The organism is Sphingomonas sp. Leaf23, from assembly GCF_001421585.1.
Lineage (GTDB): Bacteria > Pseudomonadota > Alphaproteobacteria > Sphingomonadales > Sphingomonadaceae > Sphingomonas.
Genome location: NZ_LMKR01000002.1, coordinates 121,391 through 146,136, shown reverse-complemented (window position 1 = coordinate 146,136; position 24,746 = coordinate 121,391). Strand labels below are relative to the sequence as shown.

23 protein-coding genes are annotated in these 24,746 nt (G+C 67.2%); 5 read left to right on the top strand and 18 right to left on the bottom strand.

Annotated elements, in window-relative coordinates; genetic code table 11:
- Positions 1-21: 21 nt before the first annotated feature.
- From ASE67_RS04450 to ASE67_RS04435, 4 genes are all read right to left on the bottom strand, one after another.
- Positions 22-1,044: a hypothetical protein gene (locus ASE67_RS04450; protein WP_055757240.1), complete on the bottom strand. Its 1,023-nt coding sequence runs from the start codon at positions 1,042-1,044 to the stop codon at positions 22-24.
- On the bottom strand, positions 1,041-2,432 hold the full coding sequence (locus tag ASE67_RS04445; RefSeq protein WP_055757238.1) for a glycosyl transferase family protein: 1,392 nt from the start codon (positions 2,430-2,432) through the stop codon (positions 1,041-1,043). The genes ASE67_RS04450 and ASE67_RS04445 overlap by 4 nt, the downstream gene beginning before the upstream one ends.
- Before the next feature lie 228 nt (positions 2,433-2,660).
- Positions 2,661-3,170, bottom strand: coding sequence for an RcnB family protein (locus ASE67_RS04440; protein WP_055757236.1), 510 nt, complete (start codon positions 3,168-3,170; stop codon positions 2,661-2,663).
- Between the two features lie 134 nt (positions 3,171-3,304).
- Positions 3,305-3,778, bottom strand: a complete 474-nt coding sequence (locus ASE67_RS04435; protein WP_055759115.1) for an outer membrane protein assembly factor BamE — start codon at positions 3,776-3,778, stop codon at positions 3,305-3,307.
- Positions 3,779-3,895: 117 nt separating this feature from the next.
- Between ASE67_RS04435 and ASE67_RS04430 the strand changes: the two genes are divergently transcribed.
- Together ASE67_RS04430 and ASE67_RS04425 are read left to right on the top strand one after the other, a co-directional pair.
- Positions 3,896-4,405, top strand: a complete 510-nt coding sequence (locus tag ASE67_RS04430) for a ubiquinol-cytochrome C chaperone family protein (protein ID WP_055757235.1) — start codon at positions 3,896-3,898, stop codon at positions 4,403-4,405.
- A complete protein-coding gene (locus ASE67_RS04425) occupies positions 4,402-4,920 on the top strand; it encodes a YceD family protein (protein ID WP_055757232.1) in 519 nt (172 codons plus the stop codon). Before ASE67_RS04430 ends, ASE67_RS04425 begins: the two co-directional genes overlap by 4 nt.
- 8 nt (positions 4,921-4,928) lie before the next feature.
- Here ASE67_RS04425 and ASE67_RS04420 read toward each other — a convergent pair whose 3' ends face one another.
- Positions 4,929-5,534: a TetR/AcrR family transcriptional regulator gene (locus tag ASE67_RS04420; RefSeq protein ID WP_055757230.1), complete on the bottom strand. Its 606-nt coding sequence runs from the start codon at positions 5,532-5,534 to the stop codon at positions 4,929-4,931.
- 115 nt (positions 5,535-5,649) lie between these two features.
- Between ASE67_RS04420 and ASE67_RS04415 the strand changes: the two genes are divergently transcribed.
- Positions 5,650-7,887: a TonB-dependent receptor gene (locus ASE67_RS04415; protein ID WP_055757228.1), complete on the top strand. Its 2,238-nt coding sequence runs from the start codon at positions 5,650-5,652 to the stop codon at positions 7,885-7,887.
- 148 nt (positions 7,888-8,035) lie between these two features.
- A complete protein-coding gene (locus tag ASE67_RS04410; RefSeq protein WP_055757227.1) occupies positions 8,036-9,262 on the top strand; it encodes a spinster family MFS transporter in 1,227 nt (408 codons plus the stop codon).
- Positions 9,263-9,429: 167 nt separating this feature from the next.
- On the opposite strand, the gene ASE67_RS04405 is transcribed toward ASE67_RS04410, so the two are convergent.
- The 7 genes from ASE67_RS04405 to rpmI all read right to left on the bottom strand — a co-directional run bounded on the left by ASE67_RS04405 (position 9,430) and on the right by rpmI (position 16,648).
- Entirely contained in the window at positions 9,430-11,001 is a 1,572-nt protein-coding gene (locus ASE67_RS04405) for a peptide chain release factor 3 (protein ID WP_055757225.1), read from the bottom strand.
- A 96-nt stretch (positions 11,002-11,097) separates the two neighbouring features.
- The gene (locus ASE67_RS04400) at positions 11,098-11,967 is read right to left on the bottom strand and encodes an aldose 1-epimerase family protein (RefSeq protein WP_055757222.1); all 870 of its coding nucleotides are present in this window, start codon (positions 11,965-11,967) and stop codon (positions 11,098-11,100) included.
- A complete protein-coding gene (pheT, locus tag ASE67_RS04395; protein ID WP_055757220.1) occupies positions 11,964-14,327 on the bottom strand; it encodes a phenylalanine--tRNA ligase subunit beta in 2,364 nt (787 codons plus the stop codon). Before pheT ends, ASE67_RS04400 begins: the two co-directional genes overlap by 4 nt.
- Positions 14,324-15,493, bottom strand: a complete 1,170-nt coding sequence (gene pheS / locus ASE67_RS04390) for a phenylalanine--tRNA ligase subunit alpha (protein ID WP_055757219.1) — start codon at positions 15,491-15,493, stop codon at positions 14,324-14,326. The genes pheT and pheS overlap by 4 nt, the downstream gene beginning before the upstream one ends.
- Before the next feature lie 33 nt (positions 15,494-15,526).
- On the bottom strand, positions 15,527-15,772 hold the full coding sequence (locus ASE67_RS04385) for a GIY-YIG nuclease family protein (RefSeq protein WP_055757217.1): 246 nt from the start codon (positions 15,770-15,772) through the stop codon (positions 15,527-15,529).
- A 287-nt stretch (positions 15,773-16,059) separates the two neighbouring features.
- Positions 16,060-16,431, bottom strand: coding sequence for a 50S ribosomal protein L20 (gene rplT, locus ASE67_RS04380; protein ID WP_055757215.1), 372 nt, complete (start codon positions 16,429-16,431; stop codon positions 16,060-16,062).
- Between the two features lie 13 nt (positions 16,432-16,444).
- Positions 16,445-16,648, bottom strand: coding sequence for a 50S ribosomal protein L35 (rpmI, locus tag ASE67_RS04375; RefSeq protein WP_055757212.1), 204 nt, complete (start codon positions 16,646-16,648; stop codon positions 16,445-16,447).
- 158 nt (positions 16,649-16,806) lie between these two features.
- Here rpmI and ASE67_RS04370 point away from each other — a divergent pair, with 158 nt between their 5' ends.
- Entirely contained in the window at positions 16,807-18,924 is a 2,118-nt protein-coding gene (locus ASE67_RS04370) for an AsmA family protein (protein ID WP_055759112.1), read from the top strand.
- A 6-nt stretch (positions 18,925-18,930) separates the two neighbouring features.
- Here ASE67_RS04370 and ASE67_RS04365 read toward each other — a convergent pair whose 3' ends face one another.
- From ASE67_RS04365 to ASE67_RS04340, 6 genes are read right to left on the bottom strand one after another with little or no spacing between them, the layout of a single operon-like run.
- Positions 18,931-19,710: an SDR family oxidoreductase gene (locus tag ASE67_RS04365; RefSeq protein WP_055757205.1), complete on the bottom strand. Its 780-nt coding sequence runs from the start codon at positions 19,708-19,710 to the stop codon at positions 18,931-18,933.
- Positions 19,711-19,721: 11 nt separating this feature from the next.
- Positions 19,722-20,489, bottom strand: coding sequence for an ABC transporter permease (locus ASE67_RS04360; RefSeq protein WP_055757202.1), 768 nt, complete (start codon positions 20,487-20,489; stop codon positions 19,722-19,724).
- Complete coding sequence (locus tag ASE67_RS04355; RefSeq protein ID WP_055757200.1) at positions 20,486-21,421, bottom strand: ABC transporter ATP-binding protein; 936 nt, start codon at positions 21,419-21,421, stop codon at positions 20,486-20,488. Before ASE67_RS04355 ends, ASE67_RS04360 begins: the two co-directional genes overlap by 4 nt.
- A gap of 41 nt (positions 21,422-21,462) precedes the next feature.
- Positions 21,463-22,575 carry a membrane dipeptidase gene (locus ASE67_RS04350; protein ID WP_055757198.1) on the bottom strand — a complete coding sequence of 371 codons (1,113 nt, stop codon included), beginning with the start codon at positions 22,573-22,575 and terminating at the stop codon, positions 21,463-21,465.
- Positions 22,576-22,597: 22 nt separating this feature from the next.
- Entirely contained in the window at positions 22,598-23,323 is a 726-nt protein-coding gene (locus ASE67_RS04345; RefSeq protein ID WP_082456951.1) for a DsbA family protein, read from the bottom strand.
- Positions 23,323-24,681, bottom strand: a complete 1,359-nt coding sequence (locus tag ASE67_RS04340; protein ID WP_055757196.1) for a M48 family metalloprotease — start codon at positions 24,679-24,681, stop codon at positions 23,323-23,325. Before ASE67_RS04340 ends, ASE67_RS04345 begins: the two co-directional genes overlap by 1 nt.
- Between the last annotated feature and the right edge of the window lie 65 nt (positions 24,682-24,746).

Sequence of the window (24,746 nt, the reverse complement as noted above, 5' to 3'; positions counted from 1 at the left end):
GCCAGCGTGCCAGCAACGCGTTTAAAAGTCGCTGCCGAGCGTCAGTGCCGGTCCCGATCCCGGCGCCGCGGCCCCGCCGATCCGCTGCCGCCAGTCGAGCGACAGCCGCACAGTGCCGCGCCCGACCGGCACCGCCGCCACGGCGGACGGCCCGATATCCAGCCGCGCACCCTCGCGCTGCGCCCCGCCCCAGCCGCCGACGCCCAGCCGGAGCGTCCCGCGCCCGACCGTGGCGACCGGATGCAGCAGCCGCGCCGCGCCGTCGGCATAGGGTTCGATCCCGTCGCGCGCGACCGCGCCAGCCTGACCATAGGCTTCGATCGCCAGATCGCCGGGCAATCCCCGGTCGATCCCGGCGATCAGCCCCATCCCGGTCCCGCTGCGCCCCCGATCGAGCGCGACCCGGCGTTCGACCACCATCGCCACCGGCGCGGGCAAGGGTCGCCATTCGACGCCCAACGCGGCCTCCCGCCCCTGCCCCGCCAGCGGTGTCGCGATGCGCCCGGCGATCGCCGCATGCCCGTCCGCCGTCACCGGCATCCGCAGCCGCATCCCCGCCTGCCCGCCGCCCAGCTGTACCGGCCCGCCGCTCGCCGCGCCCGGCCGGGCCAGCGCCCACAGGCTGATCGTCATGCGCGGACCCGCAGCCGGCGGCAGCGGCGGCATCTGCAGCGGTGCGATGCTGCCGTCGACCGGTTCCGCCGAGGCAAAGCCGATCAGGCCGAGCAGGGCCAGCCGCACCCGATCCGCATCGGCCGGCACCGGCGCTGCGCCCCGTGCCGTCGCCACCGCCGACAGGTCGATCATCGCCAGCGTGGTCCGGCTGGCGGGTGGCGGCGCAACGTCCCGCGGCGGCAGCGTCACCGGCCGGTGGAGCGCCACCTCCGGCTGCGCGACCGCCACGACCCGCACGCCCGGCAGCACGAGTCGCACCCAATGCTCCGGCGGCAATCCGTCGGGCCATAGCAGCGCGACCCGCATCCCGACCCAGCCGACCGTGACGACCGCCAGAAAGCGCAACGGGCGTCCGCGGGCCGGGGTCACGCGCCGGGCAGCCCAGCGATGTCGGGGAAATGATGCGCGGTCTTGTCCCACCGTACCGGGCGTCCGCGCAGCGTGGCGGCATAGCGCATCACCGCCCGTCGTGCGGCCAGCAGCGCGACCAGATTGCCGACCAGCATCCGCGGGATCGATCGCCACGCCTCGTCCCGGCCATAGCTGTGCCGCACCAGCGCCCATCGCATCGCCGTACGCCACACCAGCAGGCAGAGGTTGATCGCCAGCACCAGCTGCAACGCCGGGTCCAGCGGCGTCGCATCGCTCCCGCGCAGGGTGTGCGCCGTCCCGCCCAGCCCCCACGCGACCAGCGCGATATAGGCGACCGCCAGCACCGGAATCGCCAGGATCGCCCGCCGGTCGCGCATCCGCATCCAGTGGTCGTGCGGCCCCCCGCCCGCCTGCCACCCGATCCGGTCCCATCCGGCCAGTGCGATCCCGGTCATCCACCGCGCCTTTTGCCGGACGGCGGCGTCCAGTCGCGCGGGGAAATAGGCGCGCACCGCGACCGGCGGCCCGCCCGGCGTTTCCCGCACCCGCACGAACACCCCCCGCCCGCCCAGCGCGCGAACGGTCAGCCCCAGCTCGTAATCCTCGGTCAGGCTGGTTTCGTCGAACGGCAGGCCCCCGCGCCGCGCGGCGATACGCGACAGCATGGCCGCCGAAATGGCGCAGCCCACCCCGGCCAGCGGCAGCTCGGCACCCAGTGCACCGCGCACCGGCAATTGCCGGCCATGCGCCTCGGCAAATTCGTCGATATAATGTCCCGAAACCCAGCGCGATGCGGGATCGGCCAGCGGCAGGACGGGGATCTGCACCGTATCGGCGGTGGTCAGCAGGTGATCGTACACCCGCAATTCGCCGGGATGCACCACGTCCTCGGCATCGTGCAGCACCATCGCGGTAAAGGGGCGCCCCTCGGCCGCGCCATCGGCGATGATCGCCCGCCATAGCGCGTTCAGGCAGTCGGCCTTGGTCGTCGGCCCCGGAGCGGGAGTTAGCGTCAGCCGCACCCGATCGTCCTCGGTCGCCACCGCGACGATCGCGGCAATGGTCGCGCGGTCGTTGGGATAGGCCCCGGCATAAAGCCGCCAGTCGGGATGGTCGAACCGCGCCAGCGTGGCGCGCAGCATCGCGCCGATCACTACCGCTTCGTCCCATGCCGGCACCATCACCGCGATCCGTCCGGTGCAGCCGCCACGGGGAAAGTCGTCCAGCGTCGGCTGGGACGCACCACGCCACCAGCGGCGGATCGCGCGGAGCAGGAACGCACCGTCGACCGCCAGATCGTCCAGCCCGCCGATCAGGAATCCCACGGCGGCGAACAACATGGTCTCGCGCGCGATCGCATCGATCCATGCGATCACCGCATCCATGCCCGTTTCCCCCGAACCGTTCCTGGATATGGTCTACGACGCGGCGGCGATGCCCGACAAGCCGTTCGCTATCGCAGCATCGCCGCCATCGTTAATTTTTATCGTGTCCGATTGAACCGCCGGGGAATCGGGACGTTGGCGAAAACGGTCCTTAATCCCCCTTTCGGGACTGGTGCCTCGCGCACCGGCCGCGCCGAGCGTATCGACGGCGCGGCCGAACCGCGGGCTTTACCAATAGAAGTTGCGGATTACGTCGATCACCCGCCCGCGCCGGTAATCGACCAGCACAACGTCGTTATAATGCCGCACCCAACGCTGGTTCACGCGGGCCGGGGGCAGGCGATAGCGGCCGGGATCGGCGATCCAGTAACGCTGCGCATAATAGGGGCGCCCGATCGCGATGCCCGGACGGAACGTCTGATACCGGAACGGCGCGTTCCAGTTGCCGCGGGCATAGATGCCGCGATGCCCCTGGCGATAGGCGCGCCAGTCGTTGCGGCCCCATGCCCGGTCGCGCCGGTCCTCGCGATATTCACGCCGCGCACGGTTCAGGTCGCGGCGTTCGTCGCGGATGTCGCGCGGGTCGCCACGGCGCAGTGCCTGGGCGTATTCGCGGCGTTCCTCGCGAATATCCTGCCGGTCGCGGCGCAGTTCATGGCGCGACTGGGCCATGGCCGGGGTCGCAACGGCGGGGAGGGCGACGGTCGCCGCCAGTGCTGCCAGAATGATCTTTCGCATCGGGATTGCTCCTGTCCTCTTGATGAGGACAGGCATGCCCGAGTCGCGCTGAACGCGCGGCGAATGCGATCGTCAGCGTTCTGAAAGGGTAAGGAGTCGCCGGGATGCCGGCGACCCCCTGTCGGGAGCGCCCGTTACCGGTTCTGCGCCGGCCCGCCGGTGCCCGGTGCGCCGACCGTGCCGATATTGCCGAACAGATCGCGGAAGAAGTTCGATTCGCGGCCCAGCGTCGGAGTCTTCTTGTCCCACGGGCTGATGCCGACGACCTGATCGACGCCGGTACGGTCGATCTTGGTCACGTTGCCGGCCTGGTCGAAACTGATCTTCAACGTCGTCTGGTCGACGGCACGCGGGCGGTTGAACGCCAGGTTGCGGCTGTCGCGCGACAGATAGAACCATTCGCGGTCGGAAAACTGCCCGACGAAGGTGGGCGTGCCCAGCGTCTGCAACACCGACTGGCGGGTATCCACGCCCGGCTGGACCGCGTTGACCAGATCGGGATCGATGACATAGCCCTGGTGGCTGCGCAGCTTCGTGCAACCTCCCAGGCCCGCCGCGGCACAGGCGATCATCAGCGCCACTGCGCCACGGGTGGGGAAGCGAACCATAAAATCTCCGTCCAGCGAACGCGCGACCGGGCCGACGCGATTGCATCGCGCAGCCACGCGTTCAATATGACGGACCCGCGTTATCCACAAGCGCGCCCTTCATCTGCCCGGAGAGTCATGCCGCTATCCCGCCTGTTCCGTCGCGAACCGCCGCCGCGCATCGCCACCACCCTGTACAATGCGGTCGTGGCGCGCGGGCGGATGCCGCACTGGTATCTGGCCGGCGGGGTGCCCGACACGCTCGACGGGCGGTTCGACATGATCGCGGCCGTCTTGTCGATGGTGATGCTCCGGCTGGAGGGCGAGGGGGCAGGGGCCGCCCCCGCTGCGAGCCTTGCGGAATGTTTCGTCGACGACATGGACGGGCAGCTGCGCCAGATCGGCTTCGGCGACATGGTGGTCGGCAAGCATATCGGGCGGATGATGGCGGCGCTGGGCGGGCGGCTGGGCGCGTATCGCGACGGGCTGTCCGATGGCGGTTTCGAATCGGCGCTGGTCCGCAACCTCTATCGCGGGGTCGAACCCGCCCCCGACGCGCTTGCCCATGTCGCTGCCGAATTGCGCGCCCTTCGCGTTGCGCTCGACACCGTGTCCATCGACGATCTCCTTGCCGGAACCCTGCCATGACACCTGAATTCCACCGCCCCGTGCGCATCGACCAGATCGGGGAGGGTGAACTGAAGCAGCACATCAGCGCCGATAGCGACGAACGCCGCCTGCTGATGGGCCGGTTCAACCTGCTCGAACTCGATTCGCTCGAGGCGGACTACAGCCTGCGCCGCGATGCCGCCGGCATCATCGCCACCGGGCGGCTGACGGCCAAGGTCGCGCAGCCCTGCGTCGCCAGCGGCGAACCGGTGCCCGAAACGGTCGACGAATCCTTCACCCTGCGGTTCCTGCCCGAAGGCAGCGTGGAACATGGCGAACTCGAACTCGACGACGACGCGCTCGACACGATGTTCTACACCGGATCGGCGATCGACCTGGGGGAGGCGGCGGCGGAAACGCTCGCGCTCGCGCTCGATCCCTATCCGCGCAGCCCCCATGCCGAGGAAGCATTGCGCGCGGCCGGCGTGCTGAAGGAGGAAGAGGCGGGACCGCTGACGGCGCTCGGCGGCCTGGCAGACCTGCTGAAGAAATAGGAGAAGGGTCAGCCGATGCCCCGCGCCAGCAGTGCCGCGATGGTATCGGCCACCGCCTCCGGCGTGCGATCCTCGTCCCACACGCCGTAGCGCAGGCCCAGAAACACGTTCATCCCCATGATCGCCCAGGCGTGGACCTCCGCCTGGGTATCGTCCGGCCCGGTGCGGATGCGCGCGGCGATGCGATCGGCGGTCGTCGCATAATGCCGCCGGAAGCTGGCGGGATCGACGAACTCCGACTCGTCGATGATGCGGTAGATTTCCTTGTGGCTCCGCACGAAGCGGATGAATTCCAGCAGGCCCGCACGCTCCGCCGCGATGCGCCCGTCCGCCTCGCGAATCGCCGGGCCGACATGATCGCGCACCTGCGCCGACATGTCGGCGACCAGCGCGCGGAACACCGCGTCCTTCGAATCGAAATAGGTGTAGAAACTGCCTAGCGCCACGCCCGCCCGCCGCGTGATCCCGCTGATCGATCCTTCGTGAAATCCCTTTTCCCCGAACTCGGCGGCGGCGGCGTCGAGGATGGCGCGCTGCGTCCGGCGACCGCGTTCGGTGCGCGGCACCTTGTCCACCGATGCAGGGGCACCGGGACCGGCAGCGTCGGTCGCCATGATTTTTCTCCTCTCCTGTCGGGCATAAGTTGAAACCCGGTTCAGCTTTCAGTATAGCGAAGCGCAACGACGTACAACCCGGCGAACGGGTGGCGTTCATATCAGGGAGAGGTCGATGCGCCGCACATTCGGAATCCGCGCCAGTCTGCTTTTGGGGGCGGCACTCGCCGCATCGCCCGCACTCGCGCAAACCACGGAAACGCCGCCGGCCGCCCCGGCCGACTCGGCATCGGTGGTCGAGGATCAGGGCGACGGCGATATCGTCGTCACGGCGCGTCGCCGTGCCGAAAGCGTCATCGACGTGCCGATCGCCATGTCGGTCGTCACCGGCGACCAGCTGACCCGCACCGGCGCGGTCGACATCACCGCCTTGCAGGACAAGACCCCCAATCTGACGCTGCAGATCGCGCGCGGGTCGAACTCGACGCTGATCGCGTTCAGCCGCGGCGTCGGACAGCAGGACCCGCTCTGGGGCTTCGAACCCGGCGTCGGCCTCTATCTCGACGACGTCTATGTCGCCCGGCCGCAGGGCGCGGTGCTCGACATTTTCGACGTGGAACGGGTCGAGGTGCTGCGCGGGCCGCAGGGTACGCTGTACGGCCGCAACACCATCGGCGGCGCGATCAAATACGTTACCAAGCGGCTGGGCCACGACTATGCCGCGACCGCCCGTGCCTCCTACGGCTCGTACAACCAGTTTGATCTGGTCGGGCAGGTCACGGTGCCGATCGGCGACACCTTCGCGATCGGCGGAGCGATCGCCCGCTACAAGCGCGACGGATACGGCACCAACCTGACCACCGGGGCCGACCAGTATGACAAGGATGTGCTGGCCGCGCGTGTGTCGGCCGAATGGACTCCGACTGATGCGATCTTCGTCCGCGTCGCGGGCGATCGCACGCTCGACCGGTCGAACCCGCGCCACGGCACCCGCCTGACCGGCAACGGCAACGACGCGCGCTATGCCCCGACCGGCAATGTCTATGACACCCGCGCCGGCATCGGCGACCGCAACCGCGTGGTGGCGCAGGGGGTGTCGCTGACCGGCGAGTTCCAGCTGTCCGACCTGCTGACCTTCAAGTCGATCAGCGCCTACCGCGAAGGGGCGACCAACACCGTCATCGATTTCGACAACACCGCGCTGCCGACGTTGGACGTGCCGGCGGAATATGACGACAACCAGTTCACGCAGGAACTCCAGCTGCTGCTGCAGGGCGACCGGGTGCAGGGCATCGTCGGCCTGTATTACCTGAACGCCACCGCGTCGGGCGCGTTCGACACGGTGCTGGGCGGCCTGAACCTCACCACGCTGACCTCGGGCGAGGTGAAGACCAAGAGCTATGCCGCATTCGGCGACATCAGCTTCGACGTGACCGACCAGCTGAAGATTTCGGGCGGCCTGCGCTATACCAAGGATGACAAGACCGGCACGGTCTTCCGCCGCAACTATACCGGCATTCGCAGCCCGCGCTTCGGCAATGCCAACGCCGTACCGGGCCTGATCCGTACCGATTACACCAACGACCGCAGCTTCGAACAGTTCACCCCGCGCGTCTCGATCAGCTATGAGCCGCGCAAGGACCTGAACCTGTATGCGTCGTGGGGCAGGGGGTTCAAATCGGGCGGGTTCGACATGCGCGGCGACGCGGTGTTCACGCCGACCACCGTCAATGGCTATGACCCCGAAAAGATCACCAGCTACGAAGTCGGCATGAAGGGCGCGTTCCTCGACCGCACCCTGTTCCTGAACATGGCCGGCTATTATTCGCGCTACACCGACCAGCAGGTTACGGTGCAGGTGCCGAACATCAACGGCGGTATCGCCAGCTTCGTGGATAACGCCGGTAAGGCGGACATCTACGGCCTGGAGATCGAGGCGCGGATGGTCCCGTCGCGTGAATTTTCGGCACAGGTGTCGTTCGGCTACACCAATGCCGACTACAAGGAATTCCTGACCTTCATCAACGGCGGCACGACCCCGGTCGACGTGTCGAACCAGCGCGTGTTCCAGAATACGCCGGAATTCACCGCCGCCGCGTCGTTCACCGCCTCGACCGATTTCGCCGGCGGTGCGCTGTCGGTCACGCCCGAAGTCACGCTGCGCAGCGATTATGCGCTGTTCGAAATCCCGACCCCCGCGCTCGACCAGGACGGCTATGCACTGGTCAATGCCTCGGTGAACTGGCTGTCGGGCAATGGCCGCTACCGCCTCGGCATGGCGCTGCGCAACCTGACCGACGAACGCTACCGGGTGGGCGGCTACAACTTCCCCGGCGCGCTCTTCGGGAATTCGATCATCGGCTATTACGGCCCGCCGCGCACGGCGACCGCGACGTTCGAAGTGAAGTTCTAAATCCTCCCCGGCACGGGAAGGGGGACCGCCGCGCAGCGGTGGTGGAGGGGGGTGTCCCCTTTCGCCACGGTTGCGTTCGCGGCGCTCCCCCTCCACCAGCTGTGCTGGTCCCCCTCCCCGTGAACGGGGAGGATCTTCGAGGAAGTGCATGAAAAACCCCCGCATCACCCTCGCCATGTTGCTGCTGGTCTACAGCTTCAACTTCCTCGACCGGCAAATCCTGTCGATCCTCGCGCAGCCGGTACAACGCGACCTCGGCCTCGACGACGGGCAGATGGGAATGTTGGGCGGCCTCGCCTTTGCCGCGCTCTATTCGACGCTGGCGATTCCGCTCGCGCTGATCGCCGACCGCACCAGCCGCACTTGGGTCATCACGATCAGCCTCGGCGTGTGGAGCGCCTTCACCGCGCTGTGCGGCACCGCGCAGAATTTCACCCAGATGTTCCTGTTCCGCTTGGGCGTCGGGGTGGGGGAGGCCGGCGGCGTCGCCCCGTCCTATGCGCTGATCGCCGACACCTTTCCCCCCGAACGCCGCGCCCGCGCGCTCGCCATCTATTCGCTCGGCATCCCGCTGGGCGCAGCCGGCGGCGTCCTGCTCGGCGGCTATATCGCGCAGGCGGTGGAATGGCGCACCGCCTTCTACACGGTCGGCCTCGCGGGCCTCGTCATCGCGCCGTTCTTCCGGTTGCTGGTGAAGGACCCGCCGCACGCGGTGGCCAGCGCCGACCGTATCCCCGTCGGCCGCGTGTTCGGCATCCTCGCCGCGAAACCCAGCTTCTGGCTGCTCGCCTTCGGCGCGGCGGCGGGGTCGATGTGCGGCTATGGCGTCGCGTTCTGGCTGCCCAGCCTGATGATGCGCAGCTTCGGCCTCGACCTGATCCAGACCGGCCAGTTCTTCGGCGCGCTGCTGCTGACCGGCGGGGTGGCGGGCATCCTGCTTGGCGGATCGCTCGGCGACCGGCTGGGCCAGCGCAACAAGCGCTGGTACGCGCTGCTGCCTGCGCTCTGCTATGTGCTCGGCACGCCGCTGTTCATCGCCGGCGTGCTGTCGAGCGGCTGGGTGGCGGCGTTTGCGCTGTTCCTCCTCCCGCAGGCGTTGGTCTATGTGTGGCTGGGGCCGGTGCTGACCGCCGTGCAGCATCTGGTGCCGGCGCACATGCGTGCCACCGCCTCGGCCAGTTTCCTGCTCATCAACAATCTGATCGGGCTGGGGCTGGGCAGCTGGGTCGTCGGGCAGCTGTCGAAGGGCCTTGCACCCACCTACGGCACCGAATCACTACGCTACGCCATCGCGGCGGCGCTGTGCCTGTATCTGGTCGCGGGAGCCCTGATGGCCCTCGCCAGCCGCCGCCTAAGCCGCGACTGGGTGGCGTAACCTTCCCCCACAACATCACCCCGGGTTTGACCCGGGGTCCCGCTTCTTCCTTCTTCGTCCGGCAAAAAAGAAGAAGCGGGACCCCGGATCAAGTCCGGGGTGACGAAGGGGCAGGCGTGGCCGATCCGCCAAACAGTATCCCCGCCTAGGCGAGGGTACGGGCAAACTTACCGCTCCCGCGTCGCCGCGAACTTCACCTTCGAATATTTGTCGGCGATATACCCGACCTCCCACGCGCTCTTCGCCAGGAACACCGGATTCCCGTCGCGATCCTTCGCCATCGCGCTGCGATGCAGGTCGGTAAACGCCTTCAAATCCACCGGATCACCCGCCGACACCCAACGCGCGGTCTCGAACGGAGCCATTTCCAGCCCCGCCGCGACCTTGTACTCGACCTCCAGCCGGCTCAGCAGCACTTCCAGCTGCAACTGCCCGACCACCCCGATCACCCAGTTCGACCCGATGTCGGGATAGAAGACCTGCGTGACACCTTCCTCGGCCATGTCGTCGAGGGCTTTGCGCAACTGCTTGGTCTTGGTCGGGTCCTTCAGCACCACGCGGCGCAGGATTTCGGGCGCAAAGTTCGGCAGCCCGGTAAAGCGCACATCGGCCCGCTCCGACAGCGTATCGCCGACGCGCAGCGTGCCATGGTTGGGAATGCCGATGATATCGCCCGGATAGGCCTCGTCTGCCAACTCACGTTCGCGCGCGAAGAACAGGATCGGCGAATGGATCGCGATCGGCTTGCCGTGCCCCGTCGGGGTCAGCTTCATGCCGCGTTTGAACACCCCCGAACACAGCCGCATGAATGCGATCCGGTCACGGTGGTTGGGGTCCATGTTCGCCTGCACCTTGAACACGAACCCGGTCACGCGGTCGTCGGTCGGATCGACCGGCGCGGGCTCGGCTGGCTGCGGGCGGGGCGGGGGGGCGTGGCGCGCGATTGCGTCGATCAGCGAATCGACACCGAATTCCTTCAACGCTGACCCGAAATAGACCGGGGTCAAATCGCCCGCGCGATACGCCGCGCCATCGAAGCTCGCGTAGCCGCCGGTCGCCAGCTCGGCCTCCTCGCGCAGCCGCTCGGCCCCTTCGGCCGACAGCACCGAATCGATCCGTTCGTCGTCGAGGCCGGTGAACTGCTCCACCTTGCCCTGGAAATCCTTGGTCCCGGCCTCCGGCTGCAACAGCCGGTTGTCGACCAGGTCGTAAATCCCCTCGAACTGCCCGCCCATGCCCGCCGGCCAGGTCATCGGGCATACGTCGAGCTGGAGCATGTCGGCGACCTCATCGAGCAGCGCGAACGGATCGCGCCCTTCGCGGTCGACCTTGTTGACGAAGGTGATGATCGGCACGCTGCGCAGCCGGCACACTTCGAACAGCTTGCGGGTCTGCGGCTCGATGCCCTTCGCCGCGTCGATCACCATCACCGCCGAATCGACCGCGGTCAGCGTGCGATAGGTATCTTCGGAAAAATCCTCGTGGCCCGGCGTGTCGAGCAGGTTGAAGGTCAGCCCGTTGCGCTCGAACGTCATCACCGACGACGTGACCGAAATCCCGCGCTGCTGCTCGATCTTCATCCAATCCGACCGCGCGCGCCGCGCGGCACCGCGCGCCTTCACCTCGCCTGCCAAGTGAATAGCGCCGCCGAACAGCAGCAGCTTTTCGGTCAGCGTGGTCTTGCCGGCGTCGGGGTGGGAGATGATCGCAAAGGTGCGGCGATCGGAAATATGGTCCATCGCCGGCCTTTAGGGCCGCAGGGGGATTCCCGCAACGGAGCGTTATGGAACGCTACACCCGGCCCCACGTCACCCCGGACACGATCCGGGGTTCGATCACTCCACCAACGTCACCGACATCGCCGCCCGATGCGTCGCCCCCGGCGCGACCCGGTGGATGCCCGGCTTGTCGAAGATGTCCCCCGCAAAGCCCTCCGGATCGGCAATGCCGTCCCACGGCTCGATGCACACGAACGCCGACCCCGGCTTGGTCCAGATGCCGAGCTTCGGCATCCCCCGAAAATCGACGCGCAGCTGCGGCCCGTCCTCGGCGCCATAGGTGACGCTGTCGCTCTGCACCGGATCGAACACCAGCGCGTCATCGGCGAACAGGGCATCGTTCAATGTCAGGAGGGTACCGTCCAATGGGCTGGGCCGCCGCTCCGCCGCGATCGTCCCGTTGGCGGCGATCGCCGCGACGGTGTCAACTTCCGCATCCGAAAACACCATCCGGTGCGCCGCCCGGTCGCGCCCATAGGGCAGCGGCCAAGCGAACGCCGGATGAAAGCCGATGCTCGCCGGCAGGTCCCGGTCGCCGCTATTGGTCACCGTCACCTCGGTATGCAGGGTCGCCCCGTCCAGCCGATGTTCCACGTGAAGCACGAACGCGAACGGATAGACCTTCCGCGTCTCGGCATCATCGACCAGCTCGAACCGCGCCGATGTGTCGGTCTGCGCAACCTTCACGAACATCGACCGCCGCGCAAAGCCGTGCTTGGCGAGGTGGTAGACCGTACCATCGACATGATAGCGATCGTCCTGCACCGCGCCGATGATCGGGAACAGGATCGGCGCATGACCGGTCCAGTACGCCGGGTCGGCGTTGGTCATCAGTTCGCGACCGTGCGGGTCCTTGATCGAATGCAGTTCGGCACCGAGCGGTTCGACGGCGACGGTCAGCGTTCCGTTGGTCAGGGTAACGGTCATGCGCGCAGACTCCCACCGATCTTCTTGGCTGCCGCGACGATCTTGTCCGAAATCGCCTTCAATTCGACATCGGTGAAGCTCTTCGCCCCCGGCTGCAACGTGACCTCGATCGCCAGGCTCTTGTGCCCCGGTTCGACACCCGCGCCGGCAAAGACATCGAACAGCCGCGCATCGACGATCGCCGCCTTGTCGGCCCCCCGTACCGCGCGCACCAGTTGGTCGCCGGTCACGTCATCGGCGACCAGGAACGCGAAGTCGCGCGTTACTGCCTGCAACGCCGGCGGCGCATAGGCCGCGCGCATGAAGCCTTGGCCCCGCTTGGCCGGCAGCGCGTCGAGATAAATCTCCGCCGCCACCACGCCGCCGCCTAGGTCGAACGCCTTGGCGGTGGTCGGGTGCAGCACGCCGAAGCTCGCCAGCACTGTCTTCGGCCCGAGCCTGAGCGTCGCCGACTGCCCCGGATGGAACACGTCACCCGCGCCGTCCATCACCTGCAAATTGCCGACCGGCGCCCCTGCGGCCTCCAGCAGCGCCAGCACTTCCGCCTTGGCATCGAACGCATCGAAGCCCTGCGCCTTGCCCGTCCGCCAGTTGCGCGGAGTCCGCTCGCCCGACAGCACGATGCCCAGCGTCGCGCGCTCGCCCTCGGCCAGATAGCGCCGGCCGATCTCGAATAGCCGCACGCTGCTTGCCCCACGCTTCGCATTACGCGCGGCGGCGCTGAGCAGACCGGGCAGCAGCGACGGGCGCATCACGCGCATATCGCTGGCGATCGGGTTCACCACCTCCCATGCACCGCCGCCGAACGGCGCGGCTTCGTCATCGGCGATGAAGCTCCAGGTGATCGCCTCAGCCAGACCGCGTGCAGCCGCCGCGCGGCGCATCCGCCGCTCCAGCTTCTGCTCGGCCGTCGCGGTCGGCACCGCCACCCCGGCGGGGCGGTCGAGCGGGGTGGACGGCACCTTGTCCAGCCCCTCGATCCGGATCACTTCCTCGACCAGATCGGCGGTCCCCTCGACATCGCGCCGCCACGACGGAACAGTCACCTGCCAATTGTCGCCGACGGTGAAGCCCAGCCGTTCGAGAATGTCGCGCTGCCGGTCCTCGGCCACGTCAAGCCCGCCCAGCGTCGCGACGCGGCCCGGCTGATGGATGATCGTGCGGGCCTCGGTCGGTGGCGTACCGGCCTTGGTCACGCCGCTGGCCTGTCCGCCGCACAGCCGCAGCACATAGTCGGTGGCGATGGCCAGCCCGTGCTCGACGAACGCCGGATCGACCCCGCGTTCGAACCGCGTACGCGCATCGCTGGTCAGCGCCAGCCTCTGCCCCGTCCGCGCGATCGCTTCGGGGGTGAAATAGGCGCATTCGATCAGCACGTCGGTGGTCGTGTCCGACACGCCCGAGTGCTCGCCGCCCATGATGCCGCCGATATCGTGCACCGCGCTGGCATCGGCGATCACCGTCTCGCCGCCGCTCAGCGTGTACGACTTGCCGTTCAGCGCCACGACGCTCTCGCCGGCCATCGCCTGCCGCGCAACGAGGCCACCGTCGAGCTTCGCCATGTCATAGACGTGCAGCGGCCGCCCCAGATCGAACATCACGTAATTGGTGATGTCGACCAGCGTCGAAATCGGCTTCTGCCCGATCGCGTTCAGCCGGCGGCGCATCCATTCGGGCGACTCGCCATTGGTCAGCCCGCGCACCGCCTGCGCATAAAAGGCCGGACAGCCCGCCGCATCCTCGACCCGGACGTTGGGGCCGGCACCTTCGCCCGCCACGACCGGCACCGTCAGATCCTTGAGCGTCCCGTACCCCGCCGCCGCCAGATCGCGTGCGATCCCGCGCACGCCCATGCAGTCCTGCCGGTTCGGCGTGACGCTGATGTCGATCACCGGATCGTCCAGCCCGGCATAGGCGGGGAAGGGGGTCCCGACCGGCGCATCGGCGGGCAGCTCGATGATCCCGTCATGATCCTCGCCCAGCTCCAGTTCGCGGGTTGAACACATCATGCCGTTGGATTCGACGCCACGGATCGCCGCGACCTTCAGCACCATGCCATTGGCCGGCACCGTCGCGCCGGGCATCCCAAACACGCCGACCAGCCCCGCGCGGGCATTGGGCGCACCGCACACGACCTGCAACGGGCCATTGCCGGCATCGACCGACAATACCTGCAGCTTGTCCGCCTGCGGATGCGGTTCGGCGGTCATGACGCGAGCGACGCGGAACGCGGCCAGCTTCTCGCCCGGATTCTCGACGCCCTCAACCTCCAACCCGATCGCGTTCAGCGCGCCCAGGATCGTGTCCAGCGAGGCATCGGTATCGAGATGCTCGTGCAGCCAGCTCAAGGTGAACTTCATGCGCCTACTCCCCCCGACAGCGTGGGGACGTCCAGCGCCGCAAAGCCATAATGTTTCAACCAGCGCAGATCGCCGTCGAAGAACGGACGCAGATCGTCCATGCCGTATTTCAGCATCGCCAGCCGGTCGACGCCGGTGCCGAACGCGAACCCCTGCCATTCATCGGGGTCCAGCCCGCACGCCGCGATAACCTTGGGATGGACCATGCCGCTGCCCAGCACCTCCATCCAGCCGCCATTGCCCTTGCTCGGATCACCGCCGACGACGCGCCGACCCTTTTCCAGCGTATAGCCGATATCGACTTCCGCCGACGGTTCGGTGAACGGGAAATAGCTCGGGCGCAGGCGCAGCACGATGTCGTCGCGCTCGAAATACGCTTTCAGGAACGTCTCCAGCGTCCATTTGAGATGCCCCATATGGATGCCGCGATCGATCACCAGCCCCTCGATCTGGTGGAACATCGGGGTGTGGGTCGCGTCACTGTCGCTGCGATAGACCCGGCCCGGCGCGATGATGCGGATCGGGGGTTGCTGGGTCATCATCGTGCGGATTTGGACCGGCGATGTATGGGTTCTGAGGACGTAGCGTTCGGGGACGACGGTGGCGGAGCCACCGTCGTCGGACGGCGCTTCGGCGCCGCCGGCCGCGCTTGCGCTGGTCTCGCCCTGCGGGCTTCGGCGCTGCGCGTAAAACGTATCATGCATCGCCCGCGCCGGATGCGTTTCCGGAATGTTGAGCGCGGTGAAATTATGCCAGTCGTCCTCGATCTCCGGACCCGTCGCGACGGCAAAGCCCAGATCGGCAAAGATTTCGGCCAGTTCGTCCATCACCTGCGATACCGGATGCACTCCGCCGGTCGCGATGCGGTCGGCGGGCAGGGTCAGGTCGACGCGTTCCGACGCCAGCTTCGCCGCCAGCGTGCGCGCCTCAAGGTCGGCCTTGCGGGCACCGATTGCGCTGGTCACCGCCTCGCGCAGCGCGTGGATGCCCGGCGCCACGGTCTGGCGTTCCTCGGGCGACAGGCTGCCCAGCGTCTTCAGCAGGCCGGTCACCGCCCCCTGCTTGCCCAGCGCATGAACACGCACCGCCTCCAGCGCGTCGACGCCCGCAGAGGCATCGATGGCGGCGAGCAGGTCGGCACGCAATTGGTCGAGATCGGGGGTCACGGTCGCTCCGGTGGTCGGGGTAGGCGACCGGCTTTATTGCGGAACGGCGGAGAAGCCTAGCCCCGAGGCGAGGTCGTGCCAGTGGGGGTTGTCCCGCTCGACCAGATTCTGCTTCCAGTCGCGGTTCCACTTCTTGATCCGCTTTTCCCGCTGGATGGCAGTTTCCATCGTGTCGTGGCGTTCGAACCAGACAAGACGGTGGCAATCGTGCTCGGCGGTAAAGCCGGGGCAGGTGCCGGTGCGATGCTGGTGCAGGCGCTGGATCAGGTTGCTCGTCACGCCGGTCTAGATGGTGCCGTTGCGGCGACTGGCGACGATATCGACGCAGGGTTCGAAGACGCGCACCATTCCCACCCCTTCGTCGTTCCCGCGTAGGCGGGAACCCATACACGCTGACGTTGATACTGGAGCCGAGGCGGTAGCGTCTATGGATTCCCGCCTTCGCGGGAATGACGTTGAAGGTGAGGCTGCCTTCGCCGGGATGACGAAATAGGTCGACGACAGACACAACGAAAAACGCCGGCGGGTTACCCCACCGGCGTTTCGCTTACCCTCAAACCGTTCGCTTACGCGGCGGCCTGTTCCGGCAGGGCGGCCTTCGCCTGCGCGACGATCGCCTTGAAGGCGGCTTCCTCGTGCATCGCGATGTCGGCCAGGACCTTCCGGTCGAGTTCGATGCCGGCCAGCTTGCAGCCGTGCATGAACTGCGAATAGGTGATGCCTTCCGCACGGACACCGGCGTTGATGCGCTGGATCCACAGACCACGGAAGGTCCGCTTCTTAACCTTGCGGTCGCGATAAGCGTACTGACCGGCCTTTTCGACGGCCTGGCGAGCGATGCGGATCGTGTTCTTGCGACGGCCATAATAGCCCTTCGCCTGATCCAAAATACGCTTGTGCTTCGCCTTGGTGGTCGTGCCGCGCTTGATACGTGCCATTGCTCAGTACTCCTTAACGAAGGCCGTAGGGCGCCCACGCCTTGACACGGGCGGTGTCGGCGTCGGCCAGGACCGAAGTCCCGCGGTTCTGGCGGATGTACTTCGCGTTGTGCGAGATCAGGCGGTGGCGCTTGCCCGCGACACCGTGCTTGATCTTGCCGGTGGCGGTGAGCTTGAAGCGCTTCTTCACGCCGCTCTTAGTCTTGAGCTTGGGCATTTTGGTCTCCTCAAATATCACGACGTGCGGATTGCCGCGGCAGCCCCAGATGGCCGGGCGAATCCCTGAAAGGTCGTGGAAAGAGCGCGCCCCTAACCCGCCCGTCACGAAAACGCAACTGCCGGAACTCGTTTCGCCCCCGAACGCTTGTGGACGCGATGGCCGAAGTTTCCGCAACGACCGGCACCCCCGATGCCCCACGCCGCCGCGACTGGCGGCGGATTGCGATTCGGACATTGCTCGGCATCGTCGCGGCGATCATCCTCGCCTGGGCGATCCTGTTCGTGACCAAGGGCCGGTTCCTGAAAAGCACGTTCGAGCGCATCGCGTCATCGCAGAGCGGGCGGACGGTGCGGGTGGCCGGCGATTTCCAATTCTATTTCAACCCGCTGAACCTTAAGTTCCTTGCCGAAGGGCTGTCGGTATCGAACCCCGACTGGGCCGGCGGCGGCAATCTGTTCGAGGCGAAGAAGCTCGACAGTTCGGTCGCGACGCTGACCTTCGTGGTCGGGCGGCGGCGGGTCAACTGGCTCGAACTCGATGGCGCACGCGCCGATCTCCACTGGGATGCGCAGCGCAAGCGCAACACCTGGACCTTTGGCGATCCCGACAAGCCGGGGAAAAAGCTCGAACTGCCGATCGTGCGCAGCGGCATCTTTCGCGATACGCGGATACGGTACCGCGATCCGCAATTCCGGCTCGACGGGACGTTCGACCTCGACACGACGATCACCGCGGGCGCGCAATTCGAAAGCGCGATTCGCGCCACCGGACGCGGCACGGTGCGCGGACGCTCGTTTCGCCTGACCGGACAGCTGCAATCACCGAACGCGACGATTCGCGGCGGGGAAAATCAGCTGACTGCCCGAATCGAGGTCGTACGATCGGTCGCTATCCTCGCGGGTACGCTGCCTGGCCCTACCCAGCTCGACGGATCGAACCTCGCCGTCCGGCTGCGCGGGGCTAATCTGTCCGATGTGTTCGCGACGCTTGGCATCCTGACGCCCAATACCCGCCGCTATCGCCTGACCGGGCGCATGACCAAGGACGGGGCGGACTGGAAATTCACCCGGCTGAAAGGGGTGTTCGGCGACAGCGACCTGGCGGGCAGCCTGACCGTGACCCAGCGCGAACCGCGCCTGTTGCTCACCGCCGACCTGACGTCGCGCACGCTCGACATCGTCGATATGTCGGCGTTCGTCGGCTATGATCTCGAACGGGTCGAGGCACAGGGCGCGGCGGGCGTGATCGCGCGTGACGGCGGCGTGCCGCGCCTGCTGCCCGATGCGAAGCTGAACGTCGAGGCGCTGCGCAATTTCGATGCGAAAGTCCGCTACAAGGTCGGCACGGTTCGCGCGCGCAGCCTGCCGGTGTCGGACGTCGACCTGACGCTCGACCTGAACGACCGGCTGCTGAAGCTGTCGCCGCTGACCTTCGCTATGGCGCGCGGCAATGTCGCGTCGGATATCGCCATCGACGCCCGCCGCCGCCCCGCCGTCACCGATTACGACATCCGCCTGTCGCCGACGCCGATGGGGCGGCTGCTGGCCGGATGGGGCGTCGAGGAGGCGGGCACCAGCGGCACGGTCAAGGCGCGGGTGAAGCTGACCGGCACCGGCGATACCGTGCACGACTCGCTGGCGGCTTCCGACGGACGCATCGCGATCATCCTGCCGGCCGGCAGCTTCTGGACCCGCAACATCCAGCTGTCCGAACTCGATCTCGGCACCTTTGCGCAAAAGATGTTCGAGGGGAAATTGAAGGAGCCGGTGCGGATCAACTGCGGGCTGATCGGCTTTACCGTGCGCGGCGGCGTGGCCGCGGCGGACCCGATCCTGATCGATACGCAGAAGAACGTGATGATCGGGCGCGGCGGATTCAGCTTCCGCAACGAATCGATCGACCTGGCGGTGCGCGCCGATTCGAAACGCTTCTCGCTGTTTGCCGGCCAGTCGCCGGTAGGCATCGGCGGCTATTTCGCGGCCCCGCGCTATTCGATCATCAGCCCGGAACTGCTGGGGCGTGCCGGGGCCGGGCTGGGTCTCTCGATCGTGGCGACGCCGCTCGCGGGCGTGCTGGCGTTCGTCGATCCGGGCGATGCGAAGGGCGCGGCGTGTGGTCCGATCCTGTCCGGCGCGACCGCCCGCGCACAGCGGACCAAGGATGGCGAAGCGCGTGACGATGTGGGGCGCGGCACAACGGCGAAGGCGGAGGATGGCCGTTCCAACCGGAGCGAGCGGAAGGAACAGCGCAAGAAGTTTCTCGGCATCTTCTGACCGGGATCACATGATTCCCGGAAACGCCCCGCCATCGATCAACAGGCTCTGCCCGGTGATGAACCCGGCCTTGTCCGAACACAGGAACGCGCAGGTCGCGCCGAATTCCGCCGGATCGCCGATCCGTTTGGCGGGAATCGATTCCGCCCGCTTCGCTTTTTCCTCAGCCGGGGTCGTGCCGTTCTTTGCCGCCGCCGCCTGCGTCATCGACGCGATACGCGCGGTGTCGAACGATCCGGGGAGCAGGCCGTTGATCGTGACGTTCGACCCCGCCACCTGCCGTGCGATCCCGGCGACGAAGCCGGTCAGCCCAGCGCGTGCGCCGCTCGACAGGTCGAGGCCGGGCAGCGGCATCTTGACCGATCCGGAGGTGATGTTGACCACCCGGCCGAACCCGCGCGCCACCATGCCCGGCAACACCGCCTGGATCAGTAGGGCAGGCGTCACGAAATTGGCCTCCACCCCGGCACGGATGCCGTCGGCCTCCAGCTCGGTATAGGGTTTGAGCGGCGGGCCGCCGTTGTTGTTGACGAGGATGTCGGGATCCGGACAGGCGGCCAGCAGTGCCGCGCGGCCTTCCTCGGTCGACAGGTCGCCAACCACCTCGGTCACCGTAACCCCGGTTTCGGCGCGGATTGCTGCCGCCGTTTCGCTGAGCTTCGCAGCATCGCGCCCGTTGACGACGACATCGACCCCGGCCCGCGCCAGTTCCAGCGCGCAGGCGCGGCCAAGGCCGGCACTCGACGCGCACACGATCGCCTTGCGACCGGCAATTCCCAGATCCATCGCGTTGGTCCTTATTTCTTGAGCCGCCATCCGGTGCGGAAGATCACAGTGATGACGCCGACGCAGATGCACAGGAAACCAAAGGTCGCGCCCAGGCTCGCCTCGACCGGCACGTCGCCGGTGCCGAAGAAGGTCCAGCGAAACCCGCTGATGAGATAGACGATCGGATTGAACAGGCTGATTGTCCGCCAGACGCCGGGCAGCATGTCGATCGAATAGAAGGCCCCGCCGAGGAAGGTCAGCGGGGTGACGACCAGCAGCGGGATGACCTGCAACTGCTCGAACCCCTTGGCCCATAGCCCGAGGATGAAGCCGAACAGGCAGAAGGTGACCGCGACCAGCACCAGATAGCACAGCGCCCAGATCGGATGCGCGACCTGCACGTCAACGAACAGATGCGCGGTGGCAAAGATCACCAGCGCGACGATCACTGACTTGCTCGCCGCCGCCCCGACATAGCCGACCAGGGTCTCCAGCGTGGAGACGGGGGCGGAGAGCAATTCATAGATCGTGCCCGACCATTTGGGCATGAAGATGCCGAAGCTGGCGTTGAAGATGCTTTCGGTCAGCATCGTCAGCATCATCAATCCGGGCACGATGAACGCGCCATAGGGTACGCCCGATACCTCGTTCATCCGGCTGCCGATCGCGGTGCCGAACACCACGAAATAGAGCGAAGTGGTGATGACCGGCGTCATCAGCGAGGTCCAGATCGTCCGCCCGAACCGCGCCAGTTCGAAGCGATAGATTGCCAATACGCCATGCCAGTTGAACGTCATGCCCGGCCCTCCTGTTCATGGACCAGCCCGACGAAGATATCCTCGAGGCTCGACTGTTTGGTGGCGATATCCTTCCACGCGATCCCGGCCTCGTCGGCGGCGCGCAGCAGCGCGCGCACGCCGTTATCCTCGGCCTTGGCATCGAACGCGAAGGTCAGCGCATGACGGTCATTGGCGAGGGTGAGCGGCCAGTGCGCCAGCGCCGCCGGCACTTGCGCCAGCGGGTCGGGCAGCGTCAGCGTCAGCGTCTTCTTGCCCAGCTTGCGCATCAGCGCCTGTTTCTCCTCGACCAGGATCAGCCGGCCCTTGGCGATCACGCCCACCCGGTCGGCCATCTCCTCGGCCTCCTCGATATAGTGCGTGGTCAGGATGATGGTGACGCCGCGCTGGCGCAGATCGTGGACCAGCCGCCACATGTCGCGGCGCAGCTCGACATCGACGCCGGCGGTCGGTTCGTCGAGGAACAGGATGTCGGGTTCGTGGGACAGCGCCTTGGCGATCATCACCCGGCGCTTCATGCCGCCCGACAGCTCGGTCATCTTGGCATCGCGCTTGTCCCACAGGGTCAGGTCGCGCAGCAGCTTCTCGATGAATGCCGGGTCGCCATGCCGCCCGAACAGCCGGCGGGAAAAGGTGACGGTCGCTATAACCGTTTCGAACGCATCGGTCAGCAATTCCTGCGGCACCAGTCCGATCCGGGTCCGCGTCTCGCGATAGTCGCTGACCGTGTCGAACCCGGCGGCGGTGATCGTGCCCGCGCTGGCGGTCACGATGCCGCAGATGATGCTGATGAGCGTCGTCTTGCCCGCGCCGTTCGGCCCCAGCAGCGCGAAAATCTCGCCCTTCGCAATGTCGAGGTCGGTTGGCTGAAGCGCGACGGTACCGGACTTGTACGTCTTGGCGATGCCCCGGATCGAAAGAATGCTTTCCATAAGAACGGCTTGTTTCACGCTTCGATGACCGGGGGAAGTCGCTATCCCAATACGTCGGTCAACAAACGCCGCCAGTTGCCGCCCATGATCGCATCCACTTCCCTGCCACGGAAGCCGGCGGCGGTGAGCGCGTCGGCGATACGCCGCATCCGGTCGATATGGTTCAGCGCCGGAATGACGACATGTTCCGGTGTCCAATCGAACCCGGCTATCCCCTGCGACCGCATCGCCCGCCACCATTCCAGATATTCGGCGACGCCGCGGGCATTGTCGTTGTTGAGCTTCAGCAGGTTTTCCTGCCCGCCCATCGGAAAATCGTTGGCGATGCCGACGGCATCGATCCCGCCGACCCGCACGACATGCCGGACCTGCGCGACATAATCGGCCACGGTCGGCACCTTTTTGCGCGTCAGCCAGAAGCTCATCATGAAGATGCCCATCACCCCGCCACGCTCCGCAATCGCGCGGATCACGGTGTCGGGGGCGCAGCGCGGATGGTCGACGATCGCGCGGACGGCGCCGTGGCTGAGCGCGATCGGCGTGGTCGATCGCGTCGCCGCCTCCAGCATGGTCGCGTCCGACCCGTGGCTGACGTCGGGCAGGATGCGCAGCCGGTTCATTTCGGCAAGCCCGGCGATGCCGAGCGGCGTCAGACCACTCTGTTTCGGTTGCAGCGCGCCGCCGGCAAACCGGTTGTCGTTGTGATGGGTGAATTGCAGGACGCGCAGGCCCTTGGCATGAAACCGTGCGATCCGGCCCAGATCGTCCTCAATCATCTCGGTCGACTGGAATTGCAGGAACGTCGCACAGCCCGGCCGGGTGCCGATATCGCTGCCCTTCAGCGCGACATAGGCATGGGGTGATTGGCGCAGCCGGGCCACCGCCTTGTCGATCGCGGCGTCATTGGCGCGAAAGCCGCGCAGGTAGCGGGGAATGCCCTCTGCATCGCGAACCTCCTCGACCTCCGATATGTCGGCGATCATCGCGTTCAGTCCGACCCGACCGATATCGGCCAGGTCCTTCGGCAGGAAACTGAGCGAATCGATGAAGAGGCGGTGGGCGCGGCCGGTGCGGGGCGCCGCACGCGCCATGCCCGGCGCAAGGCCGCCTGCGACCAGCCCGCCGACCACCGAACGCCGTGTGATTACCGCCATGGGCCTGCCCCCCGTCCTACGCTTATCCTGGCCGTCCCGCCTTGCGCGCGTCCGCCACCGCGGTCTGCAACGCGGGCAGCGTCTGCGCGCCGCTTAGCACCTGGTCGCCGACCACCCACGACGGGGTGCCGGTAAAGCCGAGCGTGCCCGCCGTCTTCAGGTTGCGCTCGATCTCCGCCACCACCTGCGGCGATCGGATCGCGGCCTCGGCGGCGGCGATGTCCAGCCCGGCGGTGGTCGCCGCCTGCCGGATCGTGTCGGCGTCGACCCGGCCGCTGGCATAGAGCGCGTCGTGGAACGGCTTGAACTTGTTCTGGAGCGCGGCGGCCAGCGCCCATTCGGCGGCAGTGCGGCTGTCGGGCGACAGGATCGGCAGCTCGCGATAGACGATGCGGACGTTCGGATCGCTGGCGATCAGGCCGGTGATCGCGGGCAGGCTGGCGCGGCAGAAGCCGCAGGCATAGTCGAGATAGGCGACGACGCTGACATCGCCCTTCGGATTGCCGGCGATCGCACCGGGGAACGGCTCGACGATTGCGCTGCGGTTCGCCGCCACCGCCTTGCCCGATTCCTTTGCCTGCAACCGGCGCATCGCTTCGGGCAGGATTTCGGGATTGGCGAGGATATAGTCGCGCACCACCGTCTCGGTCGCGGCACGATCACCCCCGCCGCGCCCGGCGACGATCGCGCCGCCCGCACCCGCCGCCGCGGCGGCGACCAGCATGGCGATATTTCCGATTTTACCCATCATTCCCCCCGACGCCGGCGATGGCGACGTTCTTCCTCGAACGCCGTTTGCGACGTCATCTGTATGTCCTGTGCGCGAATCCAGTCGCGCGCCCCTTGCGGCAACAACGCCATCGCCCGCCGCGCGCTGGCCAGCGCCATGCCGGTATCGCCCGCCAGCGACGCATATTCGGCCATCGCAAGCGCAACCCGCGCCGGATCGCCGCGCCGTTCGTACAGGATGCTCAGCTGATACCAGGCGAACGGATTCTGCGTGTCGCGGGCGATCGCCTGCTTCAGCACCCGTTCCGCCTCGTCCAGCAGCGCGGGGTCCTCTGCCGCGATCAGCGCATGGCCAAAGGTCGCGGCGATCAGCGGCGAGGAGCGCGTCCGGTCGGTGGCCTCGCGCAGCGCCGACAATGCTTCCTTGGGCTTTCCCGATTCGAGCAGGATCTGCCCTTCGAGTTCGAGGAAATAGGGATCGTCGGGCGCGGCCTTTACCAGCGCCAGCGTCTCTGCCGCCGCCTGCTCCGGATAGCCCGATTTGTGATAGGCATAGGCGCGGGCATAATGGGCATAGATGCTCTGGTCGCTGGCCGGATAGCGGCGCAGCGTGTCCTGCGGATCGCTGACATAGCCGCGCAGCTTCGCCTGTACCCGCTTGAACCTGATTTCCAGCGCCGGGTCGGTCGGTGCCTTGAACGCGGGCGATGCCTGCACATCGGCCGTCAGATTGGCGATGCGTTCGCCGGTCAGCGGGTGGGTGCGCTGATAGCCGTTGTCCTGCGGGATCGCGAGGCGATATTCCATGTTCTGGAGCTTCTTGAAGAAGTCCAGCATCCCCTGTCCCGATATATTGGCGCCGCGCAGGAACCGCGCGCCCGCCGCGTCGGCCGAACTTTCCTGCGTCCGGCTGAACGCCAGATAGCTGCCCATCGCGGCCTGCTGCCCCGCCGCCAGGATGCCCGCACCCGCTTCGCCCGCGCCCGCCGCCATCGCCGCGACGCCCAGCAACAGGCTGAGCACGGTAATCCCGGTAGCCGGGGCCATGCCGCGCCCGGCCAGCGGCACGTGCCCGCCGACGATATGGCCGATCTCGTGCGCGATGACGCCCTGCACCTCGTTCGCATCGGCGGCGGCGTCGATCAGCCCGCTATGGACGTAGACCGTCTGTCCGCCCGCGACGAAGGCGTTGATCGACTTGTCCTGCAGCAGCACGACGTTGAAATTGCGCGGGTCGAGCCCCGCCGCGACCGCGATGGGGCGCGACATGTCGGTCAGCAGCGCCTCCGTCTCGGCATCGCGCAGCATCGACTGGGCGGCGGCGGGCTGGGTGAACAGGAGGATGGCGGCGACGATGCCGCCCAGCGCGCGCTTCATGAAGGTCCTTATCGGCCAGGGGGCGGACACGGGTCAACGCCGCGATGCCGCCCGCTGGCTGAACC